At 49.1% G+C, this 15,800-nt stretch carries 13 protein-coding genes; 4 read left to right on the top strand and 9 right to left on the bottom strand.

Annotation, left to right across the window (positions count from 1 at the left end; translation table 11 throughout):
• Positions 1-126: 126 nt before the first annotated feature.
• Positions 127-1,167: a DUF2382 domain-containing protein gene (locus AC5I6P_RS16490; protein ID WP_495694866.1), complete on the bottom strand. Its 1,041-nt coding sequence runs from the start codon at positions 1,165-1,167 to the stop codon at positions 127-129.
• A gap of 202 nt (positions 1,168-1,369) precedes the next feature.
• On the opposite strand from AC5I6P_RS16490, the gene AC5I6P_RS16485 reads away from it, so the two are divergent.
• On the top strand, positions 1,370-2,065 hold the full coding sequence (locus AC5I6P_RS16485) for a bifunctional 4-hydroxy-2-oxoglutarate aldolase/2-dehydro-3-deoxy-phosphogluconate aldolase (protein WP_495694865.1): 696 nt from the start codon (positions 1,370-1,372) through the stop codon (positions 2,063-2,065).
• Here the strand turns inward: AC5I6P_RS16485 and AC5I6P_RS16480 are convergent.
• The 4 genes from AC5I6P_RS16480 to AC5I6P_RS16465 all read right to left on the bottom strand — a co-directional run bounded on the left by AC5I6P_RS16480 (position 2,057) and on the right by AC5I6P_RS16465 (position 5,858).
• Positions 2,057-2,992 carry a MarR family winged helix-turn-helix transcriptional regulator gene (locus tag AC5I6P_RS16480; RefSeq protein WP_495694864.1) on the bottom strand — a complete coding sequence of 312 codons (936 nt, stop codon included), beginning with the start codon at positions 2,990-2,992 and terminating at the stop codon, positions 2,057-2,059. The two genes, AC5I6P_RS16485 and AC5I6P_RS16480, sit on opposite strands and share 9 nt — an antisense overlap.
• A 196-nt stretch (positions 2,993-3,188) precedes the next feature.
• Positions 3,189-3,689 (bottom strand): phosphohistidine phosphatase SixA, encoded by a 501-nt coding sequence (sixA, locus tag AC5I6P_RS16475; RefSeq protein ID WP_495694863.1) that lies wholly within the window; start codon positions 3,687-3,689, stop codon positions 3,189-3,191.
• Positions 3,690-3,832: 143 nt separating this feature from the next.
• Entirely contained in the window at positions 3,833-5,077 is a 1,245-nt protein-coding gene (locus AC5I6P_RS16470; protein WP_495694862.1) for a DHH family phosphoesterase, read from the bottom strand.
• A 268-nt stretch (positions 5,078-5,345) separates the two neighbouring features.
• Complete coding sequence (locus AC5I6P_RS16465; protein WP_495694861.1) at positions 5,346-5,858, bottom strand: HNH endonuclease; 513 nt, start codon at positions 5,856-5,858, stop codon at positions 5,346-5,348.
• Between the two features lie 340 nt (positions 5,859-6,198).
• Between AC5I6P_RS16465 and alr the strand changes: the two genes are divergently transcribed.
• A complete protein-coding gene (alr, locus tag AC5I6P_RS16460) occupies positions 6,199-7,425 on the top strand; it encodes an alanine racemase (RefSeq protein ID WP_495694860.1) in 1,227 nt (408 codons plus the stop codon).
• 93 nt (positions 7,426-7,518) lie between these two features.
• The gene (locus tag AC5I6P_RS16455; protein WP_495694859.1) at positions 7,519-8,334 is read left to right on the top strand and encodes a mechanosensitive ion channel family protein; all 816 of its coding nucleotides are present in this window, start codon (positions 7,519-7,521) and stop codon (positions 8,332-8,334) included.
• Between the two features lie 117 nt (positions 8,335-8,451).
• Here the strand turns inward: AC5I6P_RS16455 and AC5I6P_RS16450 are convergent, their stop codons facing one another.
• From AC5I6P_RS16450 to dacB, 4 genes are all read right to left on the bottom strand, one after another.
• On the bottom strand, positions 8,452-8,970 hold the full coding sequence (locus tag AC5I6P_RS16450) for a cyclic nucleotide-binding domain-containing protein (protein ID WP_495694858.1): 519 nt from the start codon (positions 8,968-8,970) through the stop codon (positions 8,452-8,454).
• A 69-nt stretch (positions 8,971-9,039) separates the two neighbouring features.
• The gene (locus AC5I6P_RS16445) at positions 9,040-12,081 is read right to left on the bottom strand and encodes a HEAT repeat domain-containing protein (RefSeq protein ID WP_495694857.1); all 3,042 of its coding nucleotides are present in this window, start codon (positions 12,079-12,081) and stop codon (positions 9,040-9,042) included.
• A 382-nt stretch (positions 12,082-12,463) separates the two neighbouring features.
• Positions 12,464-12,997 (bottom strand): translation initiation factor IF-3, encoded by a 534-nt coding sequence (infC, locus tag AC5I6P_RS16440; RefSeq protein ID WP_495694856.1) that lies wholly within the window; start codon positions 12,995-12,997, stop codon positions 12,464-12,466.
• A 244-nt stretch (positions 12,998-13,241) separates the two neighbouring features.
• Positions 13,242-14,738 (bottom strand): D-alanyl-D-alanine carboxypeptidase/D-alanyl-D-alanine endopeptidase, encoded by a 1,497-nt coding sequence (gene dacB, locus AC5I6P_RS16435; protein ID WP_495694855.1) that lies wholly within the window; start codon positions 14,736-14,738, stop codon positions 13,242-13,244.
• A 216-nt stretch (positions 14,739-14,954) separates the two neighbouring features.
• On the opposite strand from dacB, the gene AC5I6P_RS16430 reads away from it, so the two are divergent.
• Complete coding sequence (locus AC5I6P_RS16430; protein ID WP_495694854.1) at positions 14,955-15,752, top strand: hypothetical protein; 798 nt, start codon at positions 14,955-14,957, stop codon at positions 15,750-15,752.
• Positions 15,753-15,800: the final 48 nt, after the last annotated feature.

Genomic DNA, 15,800 nt, shown 5'->3' with positions numbered 1-15,800 from the left:
TTGCCAGCCATTTTCCTGTAGTAAATCACTTCTTCTCTTTCAAAAGAGGCAGAGCTACTTGAAATAGCTCTGCCCACTTTTACCTAATTACTAATTAAGTGCAGCCTAAAAGCAAAGCTTTCAGTTCTACCGACTAGCGCGATCGACGTTGGTACGATCGTTGTCGATGATCGGACGACCTTGAGTATCGATGTCCAGTTCTTCGCGACGGACTTCGTCTTCGGCAGTCACAGTGTCTTGATCCACAACCTTCTTCACGCGCACTTCTTCCCGAACGAACGCTTCCTTATGGATATCAGGCGTCTCTTCGTAGACTTCTACGCGAGCGACTTCGCCTCCGGTGAACGTAGCTTCACCTGGAGTAACAGCAGTTGTATCGGTCGCGTTAACCCGCTCAATCACAACACGCTCTTTCTCAACGGGCACATCAACGCGAGCCGTCTCAGTTTCAACATGCTTGCCTACAGTAACTTCGCCGGTCTTCTGACGAGTCTTGCTAGCAATCAAGCGCTCTTGATACAACCGAATGCGGTCGTCCTGACGACCTAAGTCGAATAAGTCTCTATCGTGTTCGTCGTAGTTATAGGTATCGCGATCATAGTCACGACCAAGGTTAGTATCTGCGGCGAAAGCACCTGAGTTAGTATCTGCGGCGAAAGCACCTGTCGTAGCACCCATCGAGGAACCGGTATAGGGCATTCCTTCAACCGGAGTCGGGGAATTTAGAGGAGCGGAAGCATCCAAAGAAGCTTCGGTCGTGCCAGCTGCTCCAGTCATACCAGTCATTCCGGTCATGCCAGTCGTGCCGGTCGTACCAGAAGAGCGATACACGCCGCGAACCTGCTCTTCGTGATCGTAATCGATCTTCAAATCATCCGTGAATTCTGGTAGAGCCTCTACTTGCTGCCTAGTCAAGCCATCGGCATAAACGCGACGAGCGCTATAATCAATTCTCGCACGGCCGATCGGCAGCATTACTTTTTTACCAAATATCCATGCACCAGTATTGATAATTAAATAGCGGAATTGGCCGTTTTCATCTACTAAGACATCGTTTACGGAACCAATTTTTTCATCACCAGCATATAAATCTAGATCTTTTACATCGTCACCATCAAAATGATTACGATAATCAGGATCAAAGTCTTTAATCTTATGTAAAGCCATATGTGTTATCTCCTAAAGTTTCGTCACTACAGCCTAAGTGTATAAATTCAATTAGAAGGCTCCCTCTTTCTAACGACCTAACCTGTCTCTACTTCTTATGAATGAGTTGTAATTGTGTTTTGTTCTTTTAGCAAAAAAGCAAAGGTTTTGAGTAAAGAGATATTAAGTTCAACTCAGTTTCTCTTAATTGAACGTTAACCAAATGGACTCCCAAACTTGGTTGAAATTAGCTCAACAACATCGTGCGATCGCAGTGATTCGCGCTCCCCAATTTTGTTTGGGGCAACAGATGGCAACAGCAGTTGCAGCAGGGGGAATGAAACTAATTGAAATTACTTGGGATAGCGATCGCGCGGCAGATCTAATTTCTCAACTGCGAATTGAGCTACCCACTTGTACGATCGGAACAGGCACAATTCTAACCACGGCTCAGCTAAAAGACGCGATCGCGGCGGGTGCAGAATTTGCCTTTTCTCCCCATACCAATCTCGACTTGATTGGGCTTGCTGTTGCTAAAGAAATTCCAATGATTCCAGGTGCGCTGACGCCGACTGAAATCATTACGGCTTGGCAAGCAGGAGCAAGTAGCGTTAAGGTTTTTCCCGTACAAGCCGTGGGCGGTGCAGACTATATTCGGGTCCTGCAACAACCGCTTGGAGATGTTCCGCTCATTCCAACCGGAGGAGTGACGCCGACCAATGCCAAAGCTTTGATCGAAGCAGGCGCGATCGCGGTTGGACTGTCAAGCGGATTATTTCCGAAAGGAGCCATGAGCAATCAGCGCAACTCTAGAGGAACTGCAATTTGCGATTGGTCACTCATTCAACATCAAGCCCGCACTCTGATTCAAACGCTAGAAGAAACTTCGACAACTGCCTCTGCTGTCGCCTCAACTTAGGTTTGCGATCGCCTGATTTACCCAACCCGATAACTTCGCTTGGTCTTCTGCCGAAATTTCTTGCACCATACAGTTTTGAATGCTCAGTGCGAGCAGCGGCAAGTCATCTATCAGCGCTCTGCCTTCATCGGTGAGCCAAATTCGCCAGATTCGACGATCTTCGGCATCGCGTTCCCGCCGAATTAGATCGCGTTCTGCCATGCGATCGAGCACTCCGGTCAAGGTTCCGCCCACCTGCTGTAGTTTTTCTCCAATGCTTGAGGTTGCCAGCCCGTCTTCTTGCCACAAACAGCACAACACTACCCAATGAAACGGCGTCAGCCCGAAGGGATCGAGCAGTTCTTGAAACTTTCTCATCCCCAACTGAGCCAGCAGTTTAATGCGGTAGCCCATGTTATAAGGCGCAAGAATCGACTGCCAGCCAAGCGGCGAGGATGTAGTAGGCGGATCAGATGGATTGGGTTGAAGGTTGACAATAATGCGATCGATGATGTTGGAGAACTGTTCTCGCTCAGCGTAAGAGAGTCCTTTTAACGCCGTCTCTCGAATCTCAACACCAAGGGGTGGCAACAAGTCTTCTAATCGCCGTCCCGCACTGGTGAGCCAAATTCGCCACACTCGACGGTCTTGAGCATCGCGCTCTCGCCGAATCAGATCGCGTTCTGCCATGCGATCGAGCACTCCAGTCAAGGTTCCACCCACCTGCTGCAACCGATCGCCAATGCTTGACGTTGCTAGCCCATCTTCTTGCCACAAGCAGCACAATACCACCCAATGAAACGGCGTCAGCCCAAAGGGATCAAGCTTCTCTTGAAATCGCCGACCCAGCAGTTGGGAAAGCAATTTCAGCCGATAGCCAATCCCATGCGGTGCAAGCACACGAAGCGAATCTTTAGAAACCTGAAGTTCAGTGTGGGAAGGAACCATTACGACATTATCGAGGGCACTTACTTTATAGAATATCTTGGATCAACGCAGGCTCAATGTGACAGGGCGGATAGTGGTGAGACAAACAGGAGCCTGACTTGCTTACAGCAATAGGATATTAGGGTTTAGCAGAATTTAGCACGGAATTCTATTAAACTGAGCCACTAAATTCTGCATATTAATGTTTTATTAATGCTTACAGCTTATGACTGCCTAAGAAGCGAGGCGGTGTTAACCAAAAAAGCCGGCTCGTCGCGATCGGGGTTCCCGAATCTGGAATCGTAACCGCGATCGCGCCTGCTTTTTTAAGCACTAAGCTTCCATGAGCATTGCCCCACACCAAAATTTCTGCCCAATTACTCAAATTTGGCTCGTGCCCCACTAACGCTAGAACTTTGTTAGGCGCTCTCCACGTTGCCAACCAGTCTAACCACTGCTGAAGCTCGCCTCCAGGCGCTAAACAATCTGCGATCTCTAGGTGCTTGCTCAGTCCCTCGGCTTGAAGAATCTCAGCCGTCTGTTTAGCTCGCATCAGAGGGCTAGTCAAAATCAAGTCAAACTTCAACCCCAACTGGTGCAACTGCTTCGCCACCTGCCGAGTCTTGCGCTTGCCTTCATCCGTGAGGGGACGCTCTGCATCGTTAGCATAGTCGCCGTGTTGCCCAGCTAAGCCGTGGCGAATGAGATAGAGATCCATGATCAAGAGAGCATTGGGTGATTGACTCCGACTATAGCGCCTATCTTACGAACTTCAACCACCCTCAATGCTCAAATCTTCAACACGAGAACCTCCTCTCAGTTCCCCAGTTGAACCTTGTCTTTTGATCCCTACTCAACGCGCTATTGCTGCGGATAATTTTGTTCTGGATTCACCAAACGCAAAAGTTTTTGCTTAATTTGGGTATCAAAGACAGACCACTTCATTTTGGCGTACTCGCTACTTTCGGAGAAGCCAGAGAGAAATCCCATCGGAATTTCAAATCCGCCTGCCTGCGATCGCCCGCCGCCAAAGAAGCGTCCCTGAGAGTCTTGCCCAAATGCCTCTTTGATAAACTCATCGGGGTCGAGCGTAATTTTATTCGTTCGCAACGAGCCAACCACGAGTTCTAATTCATCGTCGTCATCGTGAACAATGCCATATACAACAGCAGTGTGCACGTTGTCTTCAGTCACTAGAAAATCTGCGGCTTGCGGAATCGCGTCTCGGTCGTCGTAGCGCAAATAGCCAACGCCCGCGATCGAGAAGTTGTTTTGCACAATGCGATTTTTCAGCGATCGCTCAATGACATCCATCACCTGCCGCGATCGGGACGATTGCAGCACCGTGTTGAGCAACTGCCCATCATAGAAGCGGCTGAGATAGGCGGCGGCTAGAAAATCTTCTTCTTGAGCCTGCATCAGCCGATTCGTATCCGATCGCAGCCCGTGCATCAGCGCTGTCGCGCATTTCACATGCTCGCTAATATTGCTATCTAGCCTCAGCATCCCAGATTGCAGATACTGCGTCAGGATCGTTGCTGTAGCACGAGTGTTTGTCCGAATATCGATAAACTCAGCATTCAGATCATCCTGCATACTGTGATGATCAATCACCACCGTAATCGGCACATGCGCCTGCTGAACGACCGAGAAAAGCTGGCTCGTCGTGCCCTGATTGTCGATGAAGACGCAGCCTTTGTAGTTTGAAAGATCTTTCGTTTTAGCAATCTGAGGCGTCCAGCGCTGTAACGGAATGCCAGTCAACTTCACCAGCGCAATATTTTCTTGGTGGCTCAGCATTCCAGCATAGACAATTTCGCAATTGACATCGTATTTCTGAGCAATCAGCTTATAGGCCCAAGCTGAAGACAAGGCATCCGGATCAGGAAAATCCTGTAGAATGACTAGCTGACGCTCACCGCGATGCTTTTCTAACAGTTTCCGAAACACTTCGACTTTTTGTTCTTGCTCTGACGATCGCGCTGAATCATACGGGAACCGTCCTCGCTGTTCGTAGCCAGAACCATTTAGCTTACCGACAGCATCAGAGGGTACGTACTCAGTGGAGCGAGAGTTTGAACCAGTCAGGATAAGTTCTGGTTCCATTGAGGTAGTTGAGCTAGGGGAGTGTGGACTCGGATCAAATTGCATATAGAGACAGACGAGAGAACCAAGACAGTACCTATAATTAGCGGCATTGCTGCGGGGTTCCTCTAAATCTGGAAACCTTGCTTCAGTTGGTACTTCCTGATCTTCGCAAAAAAGCTTCAAAAGCGTTAGCTTTATGAAGGCTTTATGTCTTGAGATGGAGAGAAAATGTCTTGAGATGGAGAAATTAAAATCTAATCGATAGAAGCTGCTCTAGGCCGAGAGACTATCCTTCGATCTCCAAATCTCCGATTACATATTTACGCCATTCTTGATTTACTCCATTTTTGACATGTTTCGTCACCTCAAAATAGAGGCTGCTGTGAGGACGATGAGGCGTCGTCAGCAATGGCATATTGGCTTCTTTGGGCGTCCGGTTGCCTTTTTTAACATTGCAACGAACGCAAGCCGTTACCATGTTTTCCCAAGAATCTTCTCCGCCCCGCGATCGCGGGATCACATGATCGAGGGTTAGATCGTCTCCTCGATAGCTACAGTATTGGCACATCTGCTCGTCGCGATGCAGGATGTTTTTGCGCGTTAGAGAGATTTCTTTGTACGGCACACGAACGTAGTGACGCAATCGGATAACCGTGGGTAAGGGAAATCCCGAATAAATGTACTTGCCGTTGTGTTCGACTTGCTCTGCCTTTCCTTTGATTAGCAACACCACGGCTCGCCGCCAGCTTGTGATGTTAAGCGGTTCAAAGGAAGCGTTAAGCACCAGAACCTTGCCCATTCCAGGAATTTGTTTAAGACAATCTGACTAGTACTGATGCTAACACATTCCTCGAAATGCAGAGTTGGGGCGCAACGACAGCACTGAGCAAATGCTGAACCAGAATTTTTCTGACACACGACTTCTCGATCGAGACAGCGCCTTTATTGAGCAACCATATTGTTTTTGAGTAAAACAATATAAAGTAAAGAGCAATTCAGGTTCACCAGACTTCAAGTTCAAACACTATTCTTACAAAAGTTTAAGAAGTCCGAATGAAGAGTTTTAGGTGCTAGGGTGCGATCCTTTGGAGTTTGGCTTTGCCAATCGCAGATATTGGGTGTGAGAAGGAGTAGGTGTGATGTTGAGTTGGGAGCAAAGTCCGAGTGTTGCTCTGATGCAGCGAGAACGGGCGTGGGTAGAGGTTGATTTAGCGGCCCTCTCCTATAATGTGCAGCAGATTCTAAGCTTGTTGTCGCCGCAAACTGCCTTAATGGCGGTTGTGAAAGCTGATGCATATGGACACGGAGCCATTACCGTTGCCCAGACGGTTCTGCAAGCAGGCGCAACGTGGCTAGGTGTCGCCACTATTCCAGAGGGAATCGAGCTACGAGAGGCAGGAATCGAAGCGCCGATTTTGGTGCTGGGAGCGACTCATACGGCGGAGCAAATTCGCGCGATCGCGCAGTGGCAACTCCAGCCAACGCTCTGCACGCCTAAACAAGCGCTTGTCTTTTCGGAAGCCGTGGGCAGTCGCGCTTCCTTACCTGTTCATATCAAATTGGACACGGGCATGTCCCGTTTGGGCACATCCTGGCAGCAGGCAACAGAGTTTGTGCAGTTGGTGCAGCGATTACCAAACTTAGCGATCGCTAGCGTTTATTCTCACTTAGCCACTGCCGACGATCCTGATCCAACGGTTTTGCGTCAGCAGCAACAGCACTATGAGTCTGCTCTCCATGCCTGTGGGTTTAATCCCAATAGCACGGCCCCTGCCCATCCACTGCCGCATTTTCATTTAGCCAATTCGGCAGCGACACTGACTGACTCTAGCCTTCACTACGATCTTGTACGGACAGGACTGATTATTTATGGACTCTATCCAGCCGACCACCTGAACGATCGCGTCAATCTCAAACCTGTGCTGCAAGTCAAAGCGCGGGTGACTCAGGTAAAAACGCTGCAACCAGGAACTGGAGTGAGTTATGGGTACAAATTTATTTGCGATCGCGAGACTCAAATTGCCGTCGTTGGAATTGGCTATGCAGACGGCGTTCCTCGCAATCTATCGAATAAAATGACGGTTCTCGTTCGGGGACAGCGGGTTCCTCAAATTGGAGCCATCACGATGGATCAGATCATGCTAGATGTGAGCAAGATTCCAGCACTGCAAGAAGGGGAAGTCGTCACGCTGATCGGACAAGACGGCAATGAGCAAATCTTGGCGGACGATTGGGCCAAGTTGCTGGGCACCATTTCTTGGGAAATTTTGTGTAGTTTTAAGCATCGATTGCCCCGTGTTTCGGTTGGCAAGCCTTACCGAGCTAAACCTCCCATTTCTGAAGTTCATCGTCAATCTAGAGCCTAAACCGTTTAAACTGATCCTCCTTAGAAGGGTTTATGGAAGTTGGCAGACTGCCAATGTAGAACCCCAATGAGCAGAGTTAAGGAGGATACGCCTATGGCTGAGACTGAAGGAATTTTAGGGTTTTCGCTGAATTTTCCTCAACCCGTGTTTGAGAATCAGTTGTCAAACTTGGCATTTCAGTGCTTTAAAGCGATCGCAATCCTGCTCCTGACGCGGTGGGGAGCAATAACAGCGAGACACCTTACCTTTCGTCTGCTCAAATACGCAGAACCCACCTTACAGAAATTCTTGGCACAGATGTCAGGAATTTTGGTGTGGATGATTGGCGTTGTCGCTGCCCTCAATACCGTTGGAATTCAAACGACAACTGTGGTCGCCGTGGTGGGTGCAGCGGGTCTCGCGATCGGGCTGGCTCTGCAAAATAGTCTGTCTCACTTTGCGGCGGGAATCTTGCTGGTTAGTTTTCGCCCCTTTGAAGTGGGAGATGCGATCGAAGGAGCAGGCGTGGCAGGATTGGTCGATAACATCGGCTTATTTTCGACCACTATTCTCACCGCCGATCACGTGCGAATTACGGTTCCCAACAGCAATCTCTTTAGCGGCACGCTGAAAAACAATACAGTGATGGGCACTCGGCGCGTCGATTTGACGGTTGATATTGGCGATCGCGTCATCGACTCTACCATTACCCAACTGCTTTCCTTGCTGCAAGATCATCCCCTAATTTTGCAAGAGCCAAAAACGACATGTCATGTCGATACGATTTCGGCAACGACAACAACGTTGTACCTTCGTCCTTGGTGCGCGGCGAGTCACTACGAGCAGGTGAAATCAGAAGTTTTGCAGATTGCGAAGGAATCGCTCAGCAGTAGTTCTAAGGCAGAGGGCGTAGATAACCCCCGATCGTAGGATTTGCAGAGGTCTCTCGTTAGCAGTGGATGGAGTAACGGCTGTAGTGGATAAACAAATCTGTTGACCCTTCATCTATATAAATCTACTTCCACATCCACTGCCAATGCCTACCTATTAATTAGGCCGAACATTGGGCACAACCCGAAGCGATCGCGATGGTTCTATTTCCAGTTCTGGCGGCCCTTTAAAGGACATCAGCTCAGCGTCTTGGTCTTTGATTCTCACATTTAGTTCTCGAATGCGCCGCGAGAGAATCCGAATAATGTTGAGCGCGATTCCCGGCGTTTCGTCGATCGCTTCGTAGAGTTGCTGCTGCGTTAAAACCAAACAGTCACAAACCGAAAGAGTGGTAACCGATGCTGATCGCTTTTCGGCATCAAACAGAGACATTTCGCCAAAAAATCCGCCTTTGTCCATTTGGGCAAGTTCCTGTTTGCCAATATGCACGCGGACGCGGCCTGACACAATCACATACAGCGATCGCCCCTCATCTCCCTGAGTAAAAATTGGCTTCCGTGCCCCAAATGACTGTTCTTCCATAATCGATGCCAACCGCACCAGAAAATCATCCCGAAGCTCTTGGAAAATCGGGACTTGTCGGATTAGGAGCAGGCGGTCAAAACTGTTTAGCATGGTCGGGCGGGGTAGGCACTATTATTCAAATCTCACGTATCCAAATTTTACGAAGTCTTGTGTCAAATGCTACAGGGGTTGTGGCTCGGCAGGGTTCGACAAATTTTCATGGGCATGAGAGTGGAGAGCGCCCCTTTGGGCCTCGCTTCCTAACTCCTTCATCAATCTCTTCACTTCACTGGCAACAATTGGGTTCGGATCGCTCTGTAAATTCGGCAAAATACGAGCGAGCGCTTGTGGAGACGCAAGACGTAAGTAGCTCAGCACGGCTTCGCGCACAAATCCAGTCGGATGATCGAGACTTGACAAAATTTGATCACTCGTCAAAGTCCAACGTTCCCGTTGAGCCAGATGAAAACAACATGCCAACGTCCAATCTGAAACAAAGTGGCGCAGATTCAGCAAATGTTTCACGCGATCGTGGGGACGCATCGGCACGTAGGACACTAACTGAGATAAACTTTGCAGCTTGTCAATTAGTAGGTTGCGATCGAGCAGCACCAGAACAGCAGGTTTATTGACAATATCCAACGTGTTATCTAGAATTTCTAGCCCTTGTGCCATGTGAATTCGCGACCCAGACTGCAAATTGAAAGAAGCGACCTGAATGGCACTGATAGGATAGAGAAATTTCATCAGCAAAAACAACCGCTCAATTCCATCAGTGGGTGAATCTTGAAGCGCATTCCTAAGCATGTCGGCTTCTTGCCCGCGCAACCGTTCAGGAATTAAATCGGCCAACGCGCCGTACACTTGCCCAATAAACATCATTTCTTGATCGATCAGCGCTTCAATTCCTCTTCGTCCAAGCTGATCTAACACCCGTTCAATACCCCGCTCTTGAGGAATTTTGAGCAGAATTTTGAGTAAGCTGCGACGGCTATTTCCCCAAGATGTAGTGAGGTGAGCAATCAGAATGTTAATTGCTTCGGTTGTGCCAATTTCTCCGATCGCACCCCAAGCCTCACTCCGCACAAGGTCAGACTGATGAACATTCTCTGCCAATCGCACCAGCATGGGTAAGGCGTCGTTTTCTAGCTTGACTAAGGCTTTAATTGCCGCTTCACGAGTCGATTTAAGATGAATTCCTTTCAGTAAGTAGGGATAATACTCTTCTGAGCGCGTTGCTCCGATCGCTTCAAGCACTGCCCGTCGCACTTGGATGGATCGATCTTCTAACAAATTTGGCACATAGACCCGCAAGGCTTGCAGATAGACTGCTTCTCCCAATGCCCGACAGCCCATGATTCGTTCTTGCTTATTCTGACTAGTCAACATCAGCCGTAAGGTGTTGGTTGCTTGCGCTTTTTGCTTAGGATTGCCGCAACGCAGAATGAGCGATGCGGCAGTTCCGCGCACGACAGGATGAATATCTGGATGCAACGAAGGTTCAAGCTGTTTGATGTTGGGAGATTCATCGGTCAGCATGAGATAGCGCAACGCGATCGCAGTCACTTCGGGAGCCGGATTTTCTGCCAATAGATTCCGAACGGTAGGCAAGTGAACGGCGTTTGGATAGCTGAGCATCACCTCTAAGCTTTTGTGTTGTAGGAGAGGCGATAGCTTGCTCAAAAGCGGGGCGAGAACATCGCCGATGGTTTTGGGATCAATTTGGTTGAGCAACTCGACACACGATCGCTTGTCTGCCTCTGCCCCCGGTTTTTCTAGCGTTTCGATCACCGCTTGTTTTAGTGCCCGCAAATCGACTTCGGAGCCGCTTAACTGCCCTCGCCCAGCGCTGAGAACCAGCAACCCAACGTATTTTGACCGCAGGATTGCGATCGCGACAAGCCATCCCCCCGCAAGCAAAATCATCATGCCAAACACCAGATTTTGCCCAGTGGCACCTGCCTGCTGCAATCCAAAACTGCCAATTCCTAACAACACGAACCCGGTGATAGCAGTTGCAACGGGTTCTGCAATCCCCCGGACTTGAGATTGAATGCGATCGCGATACTGGTCTGGAATGGCATGAAACAGAAATGGACCTGTGCCAGCAAAAATGGTGTAGTGCAGTAGCTCATAGAGAAATCGCAGACCGACCACGATGAAAAAGATGGGCACTAACCCCGTGAAAGAGGCACTGCTAAACAAAATCGTCAGTCCAGGCAGTAGCATCACCGCGGCAAAGACCCCGATCCGACCGATCAGGCGGCTGGCAAAGAGCCACTGCATCGCCAGCTCACAAATGCCAAGTGATCCATTAAATAACCCCAAAAAGCCAGCCACTTCTCCATGAAGAAAACGATTGCCTGTCGCCCCTGATTGTTCTCCAAGTTGACTCAAAAATTGGAACTCAACCAGCAAGAGCAGCACCTGCGCCAAGGCAAAGAAAACGAGTAGCAGCATAGCATAGTGCCGCATCTCTCCCCGCATCCGACGAGTTGACGATTCACTAACAGCGTCATCGTGTCGCCGCCGCGCGTCTGGAAACGACTGTCGGTAAGATTGGCTCAGGTAAACCAAAACGATTGCACCGACCATCATCATGGCGAATGAGACCATAATGACGGTTGGTAAGCCGCGATCGCGGGGTAAAACAGCTAACAGAAGCGGCAGCGAGAACCCGCCAACCACATCTGCAAATAGAATTCCGCTACTGATGAGGGGGTAGGTGCGTTTAACTTCTCGGACGTTAAATAGTTGATTGGCGGTAATTGATGCATTGAGATCATTTAAAGCATGGCTGGCTTCTAGCCAAAGTTGCATCAACAAAATTGTAGTTTTGAGAACGACAAATCCTGCAACTTCAACTCCTGCGGGATATCCCAACCCAATCCAAAAGGCAGGAAGCGGCAGAGCAATAACGATCGCAATGAGGATGATCACCCAACGTAGAGGCAGAAATCGCTGCATCCACGAGTAAAGTAGCCCTAATCCGATTCGGATGCCAGAACTCAGAATATAAATGAGCGGCAGTGTCGCTGCGCCATATTGAGACAGAAAAAGATCGAGGGCACACGCCTCAAGCCAAATTAAACCCCACGAGGTTGTGGTGTAAAACGCAAACATTGACGCCGTTCGCTTGCCTTCCCCTTCACGGAGGTTAATCCAGCGTAGGAGCTTGTCTCCGAACCCCTCTTTCTTGCGGAATTGATTTGTCAATACCATGAAGCGTGCTGTCCCGGGTTGAATGCGTAAATCAGACTGGGCCAATCCACCAGAGGGCTAATCACTGAAGATAAAAGATGTGTGCAGCGTGATCTGGTGAATCGTACTCAGACTGTGGATAAAGATGAGTTCCCTTTAGCATTCCCAAATCGAATTACATTTTTTGATCCAGATTCTTTTGATGAGGATTGAGTTTGCACTGTGGAAACTTACCCGTGTTTCGCTGATCCCTGTTCTAAAAAGCATTGTTCCTGTAGGTACTGCCGTGCCCCTATACAGGGTCGCGTTAGAAATCGGTATGCCATGAAAAAACAGAGGATGGCATTATTTGGCCATCCTCTGTTAAGTATCAGTTCACCAATAAGGTGAATCAGTAAACCGCTTACTTCTTAGGCGCAAGCAACATCATCATGTTCCGACCCTCTTTCTTCGGGGCTTGCTGCACCTCTGCAATTTCCTGCAAATCTTGAGCCATGCGCTTCAGCAATGTTTCTGCTAGGTCGCTGTGCTGGATTTCTCGTCCACGGAACATAATCGTAGCTTTTACTTTATCGCCTGACTTCAGGAAGCGTTGCGCCTGAGTGATTCGCACATGGTAATCGTGTTCTTCGATCTTGTAGCGCATCTTGACTTCTTTGACATCAACGGTGTGTTGCTTCTTGCGGGCTTCTTTCGCCTTTTTCTCTTGCTCGAATTTGTGCTTCCCGTAGTCGATAATTTTGCAGACGGGTGGATCCGCTTTGTCGCTCACTAGCACGAGATCTAGTTCTTTTTCGTCAGCTAGCTGCTGCGCTTCTCTCGAAGTCATGATCCCTAGCTGGGCACCGTCAGCATCAATTACCCGAAGTTTGGGAAACCGAATGCGATCGTTAATGATGGGAATATCTCGATTGGGTCTTCTTTCTCTTTCGTTCACAGGCACCTGTAGGTAAGGTTGGATAAGGGGTAGACAGCGAGAATGCTGCCTAGAGAATCAATCGCTAAAGCCTAACCTCCAACGTTAATTAGATGGATGGAGTCGCAATCAATTACAAACAGTTTTAGATAAAAACAGTTGTCAACAAGTCGCAAAGACTGTATAACGTCATTCTACTCAGTCAAGGCAAATTTAGGTTCAGTTCTTAACGTAAATTCTATGTAGTGGGATATTAAGTGCGTTTCTAAGGACACGATCGCAGTTGGGCTAAGAGCAGGGCAATCTCATCTAGAGCGTCTCGTTGTAATGAGGTTGAGTCTTTCGACTGATTAAGAATGAAGCTGAACACAAGCGGCGGGTGCTGAATGGGGCTAACATAGCCTGACATGGCACTCACTCCGGTGAGCGTTCCCGTTTTCGCTTGCAGGATTCCTTGAGCCGGGGTGTTCTGAAATCGATTTCGGAGCGAACCATTCAGACCTGCGATCGGCAGTGAAGCTCGATAGAGCGAGCCTTCGGGCTGTTGACTCATCGTTTGCAGCGTTTCGACAAGGGCAGAAGGAGTGACCAAATCCTGACGAGCTAAGCCTGCTCCATCGACTATAGAAAACCGTTCGCTATTAATTCCTAAGCGACTTAAGACATCCGTTAGGGTCAGTAGTCCTTGAGCCAAAATAGACGGGCTGAGTTTAGCAGGCGTCCCCTGACTCAAGAGTTTGAGTAACGCCTCGGCGTAAAGATTATCGCTATTTTGATTGGTAAATTTGATCAGCTCAGCGATCGTAGGCGAATCAACACTCGCAATCTCTGTGCCGAACCTATTAGGCAGTCGGCTGACTTGAGCGCGATCCACCACAATACCTTCCTTAGAAAGAGCCTGCTGGAAGTGTTTCAAGAAATGGGCGGCGGGATCATCAATTGCGACGACATCAGAGTATGGAGCCGCCCCGACTCGGAGTTGCCCAGACACTCTCAGAATCGGTTGCGTGAGATCTCGCTCTACAACCACATACTCTGACGCTTGAGCATTCCCTGTCACGGACGTATTTTCAATTGTCCATTGGTCGGCTTGCGCTGAGTCTTCCCACTGGAGGCGTAGCGGTTGTCCAAGGGCTTGAGGAGAAAGCGTCAGCGCGAGTAAGTTGCGATTTAAAATCAATCGGCTGACTGGTGCACCATAACTTTCCCGCACATCTCCCACTGCCCAATCGTCATTGAGCGGCTCGGTATCGATATCTTCGACCTGAAGTTGCGCGATGCGTCGGATGCCTTTCTGCGTTAGCTGCTGAGCGAGGCTAACCAACTGAGCATCCGTCAAACTGGGATCGCCTTGTCCGACTAATCGAATTTGCCACCCGTTGGCCGTTTGAGCGCCATAAACGGAAGTGCGAATCCGATATTGAGACCCAAATTTACTCAGAACAGCAGCGGTCGTCAGCAGTTTTGCGTTAGAAGCGGGAACAAAATACTGCTCTGCATCGCGGGCATAGAGGGTTTCTCGCTTTCCTAACGTCTGTACCAAAACGCCTAAGCGCGATCGCCGAAACATGGGTCGGTTCGCAATTGCCTCGATCGCGGCAGGAAGCTGACTGGAACACAGCGCGGGTGCAGCAGACCAAGCGCGGTTAGGAAGCAATACAAATAGGCAACTACTGATCCAACTGCTGAGCAAGAGAAACTTGAGCCATGTAGCTTTCTGGAATGAAGCAGAGTCAATTGGATCAGAGAAGTGGGTGGTCATGGAAGGAATCTTGAAGAGGTTGGCGATCGCTAGAATGACGAGGCAAGATTGAAACGATTGTATTGGCTTTTATTCTGAATGAGTGAAAATATATATTCTTATGGATATACGGCGCAGAATCGTAGTTCACATCTTAAATCCCTCTTAAGAGAGGACTAGAATCCGGAACTCATTGAATACGATCGAAGGCATAGTAGTCTCTCCAAGGTGATCCCCATGGCAGAAGAACGACACGATGCAACGGACTTCGCAAAGCGAACCTCTCCGGAGCTTCGGATAGCCAATCCCACCACCCTTGAGGAGCCTAATTCTGATCCATTAAGTGCTAACCGAGTCAAACAGGTACCACCTGCCCCTCGATCTTCGGGTGGCACGCTGAATGATATTGCATCAGGTTTAGCCTTGGTCTTATCGGTCTTTGCCTTCTTCTTGAGCGGCTTTGCTCTGCTTCAGATGGCGAATATGCGGCGTCAAGTTGAGGGCGTTCGTTCCCCCACAAGCAGCGCCGTTTCCAATTCGTTTGCTGGAACTGGGGGAGGATCAGCTCCGAGCAACTCTACTCAGAGCGGTTCTTTTGTAGAACGAGTGCGTCAAAGCGTGCCATCTCAAGCTCAAACCATTGAACCTGGTAAGTTTGTTCAGGCTACCTTGGAAGGAAATGGGCAAGTCGAGATTCTTTCTGCTGAGCGGACGGCGGCACCCGCGAATCTTGTAAATTTACGAGTCCGATTTGAGCGAGCGAGTCGTTCTACAGGATCACCATCTTCGGCTGAGGGAGGAGACAACATTCTTCTAGGCGATGCGATCGCACTCAACACCCGAACCAACCGATCCTTTCCAGTCGTAAACTTTCAAACGGCGGGGGATGAGCCAATTTCGCTAGAGCGCTTGCGCCCTGGCGAATCGACCGAGGCGACGCTGGCGTTTCGCGTTCCCGAAGATTTAGAACGAGTTGATGTTCGCATCCCCGGCACAAACATTTTTCGGAATGTTCCAATTTCATCTATGCCGTAAAGTTAAGTACGCAACCTAAAACTGCGTAATTTTTAAATCTTCGAGTTC

The sequence above is a fragment of the Myxacorys sp. genome, assembly GCF_059501405.1.
The sequence above is the reverse complement of the archived record's forward strand: the minus strand, read 5'-3'. Positions and strand labels throughout refer to the sequence as shown.

Coding starts and splice junctions, on each gene's coding strand:
- AC5I6P_RS16470 (WP_495694862.1), bottom strand. CDS start 5,077: ATGGAACCAGAACTTATCCTGACTGGTTCAAACTCTCGCTCCACTGAG.
- AC5I6P_RS16445 (WP_495694857.1), bottom strand. CDS start 12,081: ATGGTATTGACAAATCAATTCCGCAAGAAAGAGGGGTTCGGAGACAAG.
- AC5I6P_RS16465 (WP_495694861.1), bottom strand. CDS start 5,858: ATGGGCAAGGTTCTGGTGCTTAACGCTTCCTTTGAACCGCTTAACATC.
- alr (WP_495694860.1), top strand. CDS start 6,199: ATGTTGAGTTGGGAGCAAAGTCCGAGTGTTGCTCTGATGCAGCGAGAA.
- AC5I6P_RS16490 (WP_495694866.1), bottom strand. CDS start 1,167: ATGGCTTTACATAAGATTAAAGACTTTGATCCTGATTATCGTAATCAT.
- AC5I6P_RS16480 (WP_495694864.1), bottom strand. CDS start 2,992: ATGGTTCCTTCCCACACTGAACTTCAGGTTTCTAAAGATTCGCTTCGT.
- AC5I6P_RS16455 (WP_495694859.1), top strand. CDS start 7,519: ATGGCTGAGACTGAAGGAATTTTAGGGTTTTCGCTGAATTTTCCTCAA.
- AC5I6P_RS16430 (WP_495694854.1), top strand. CDS start 14,955: ATGGCAGAAGAACGACACGATGCAACGGACTTCGCAAAGCGAACCTCT.
- sixA (WP_495694863.1), bottom strand. CDS start 3,689: ATGGATCTCTATCTCATTCGCCACGGCTTAGCTGGGCAACACGGCGAC.
- dacB (WP_495694855.1), bottom strand. CDS start 14,738: ATGACCACCCACTTCTCTGATCCAATTGACTCTGCTTCATTCCAGAAA.
- AC5I6P_RS16450 (WP_495694858.1), bottom strand. CDS start 8,970: ATGCTAAACAGTTTTGACCGCCTGCTCCTAATCCGACAAGTCCCGATT.
- AC5I6P_RS16485 (WP_495694865.1), top strand. CDS start 1,370: ATGGACTCCCAAACTTGGTTGAAATTAGCTCAACAACATCGTGCGATC.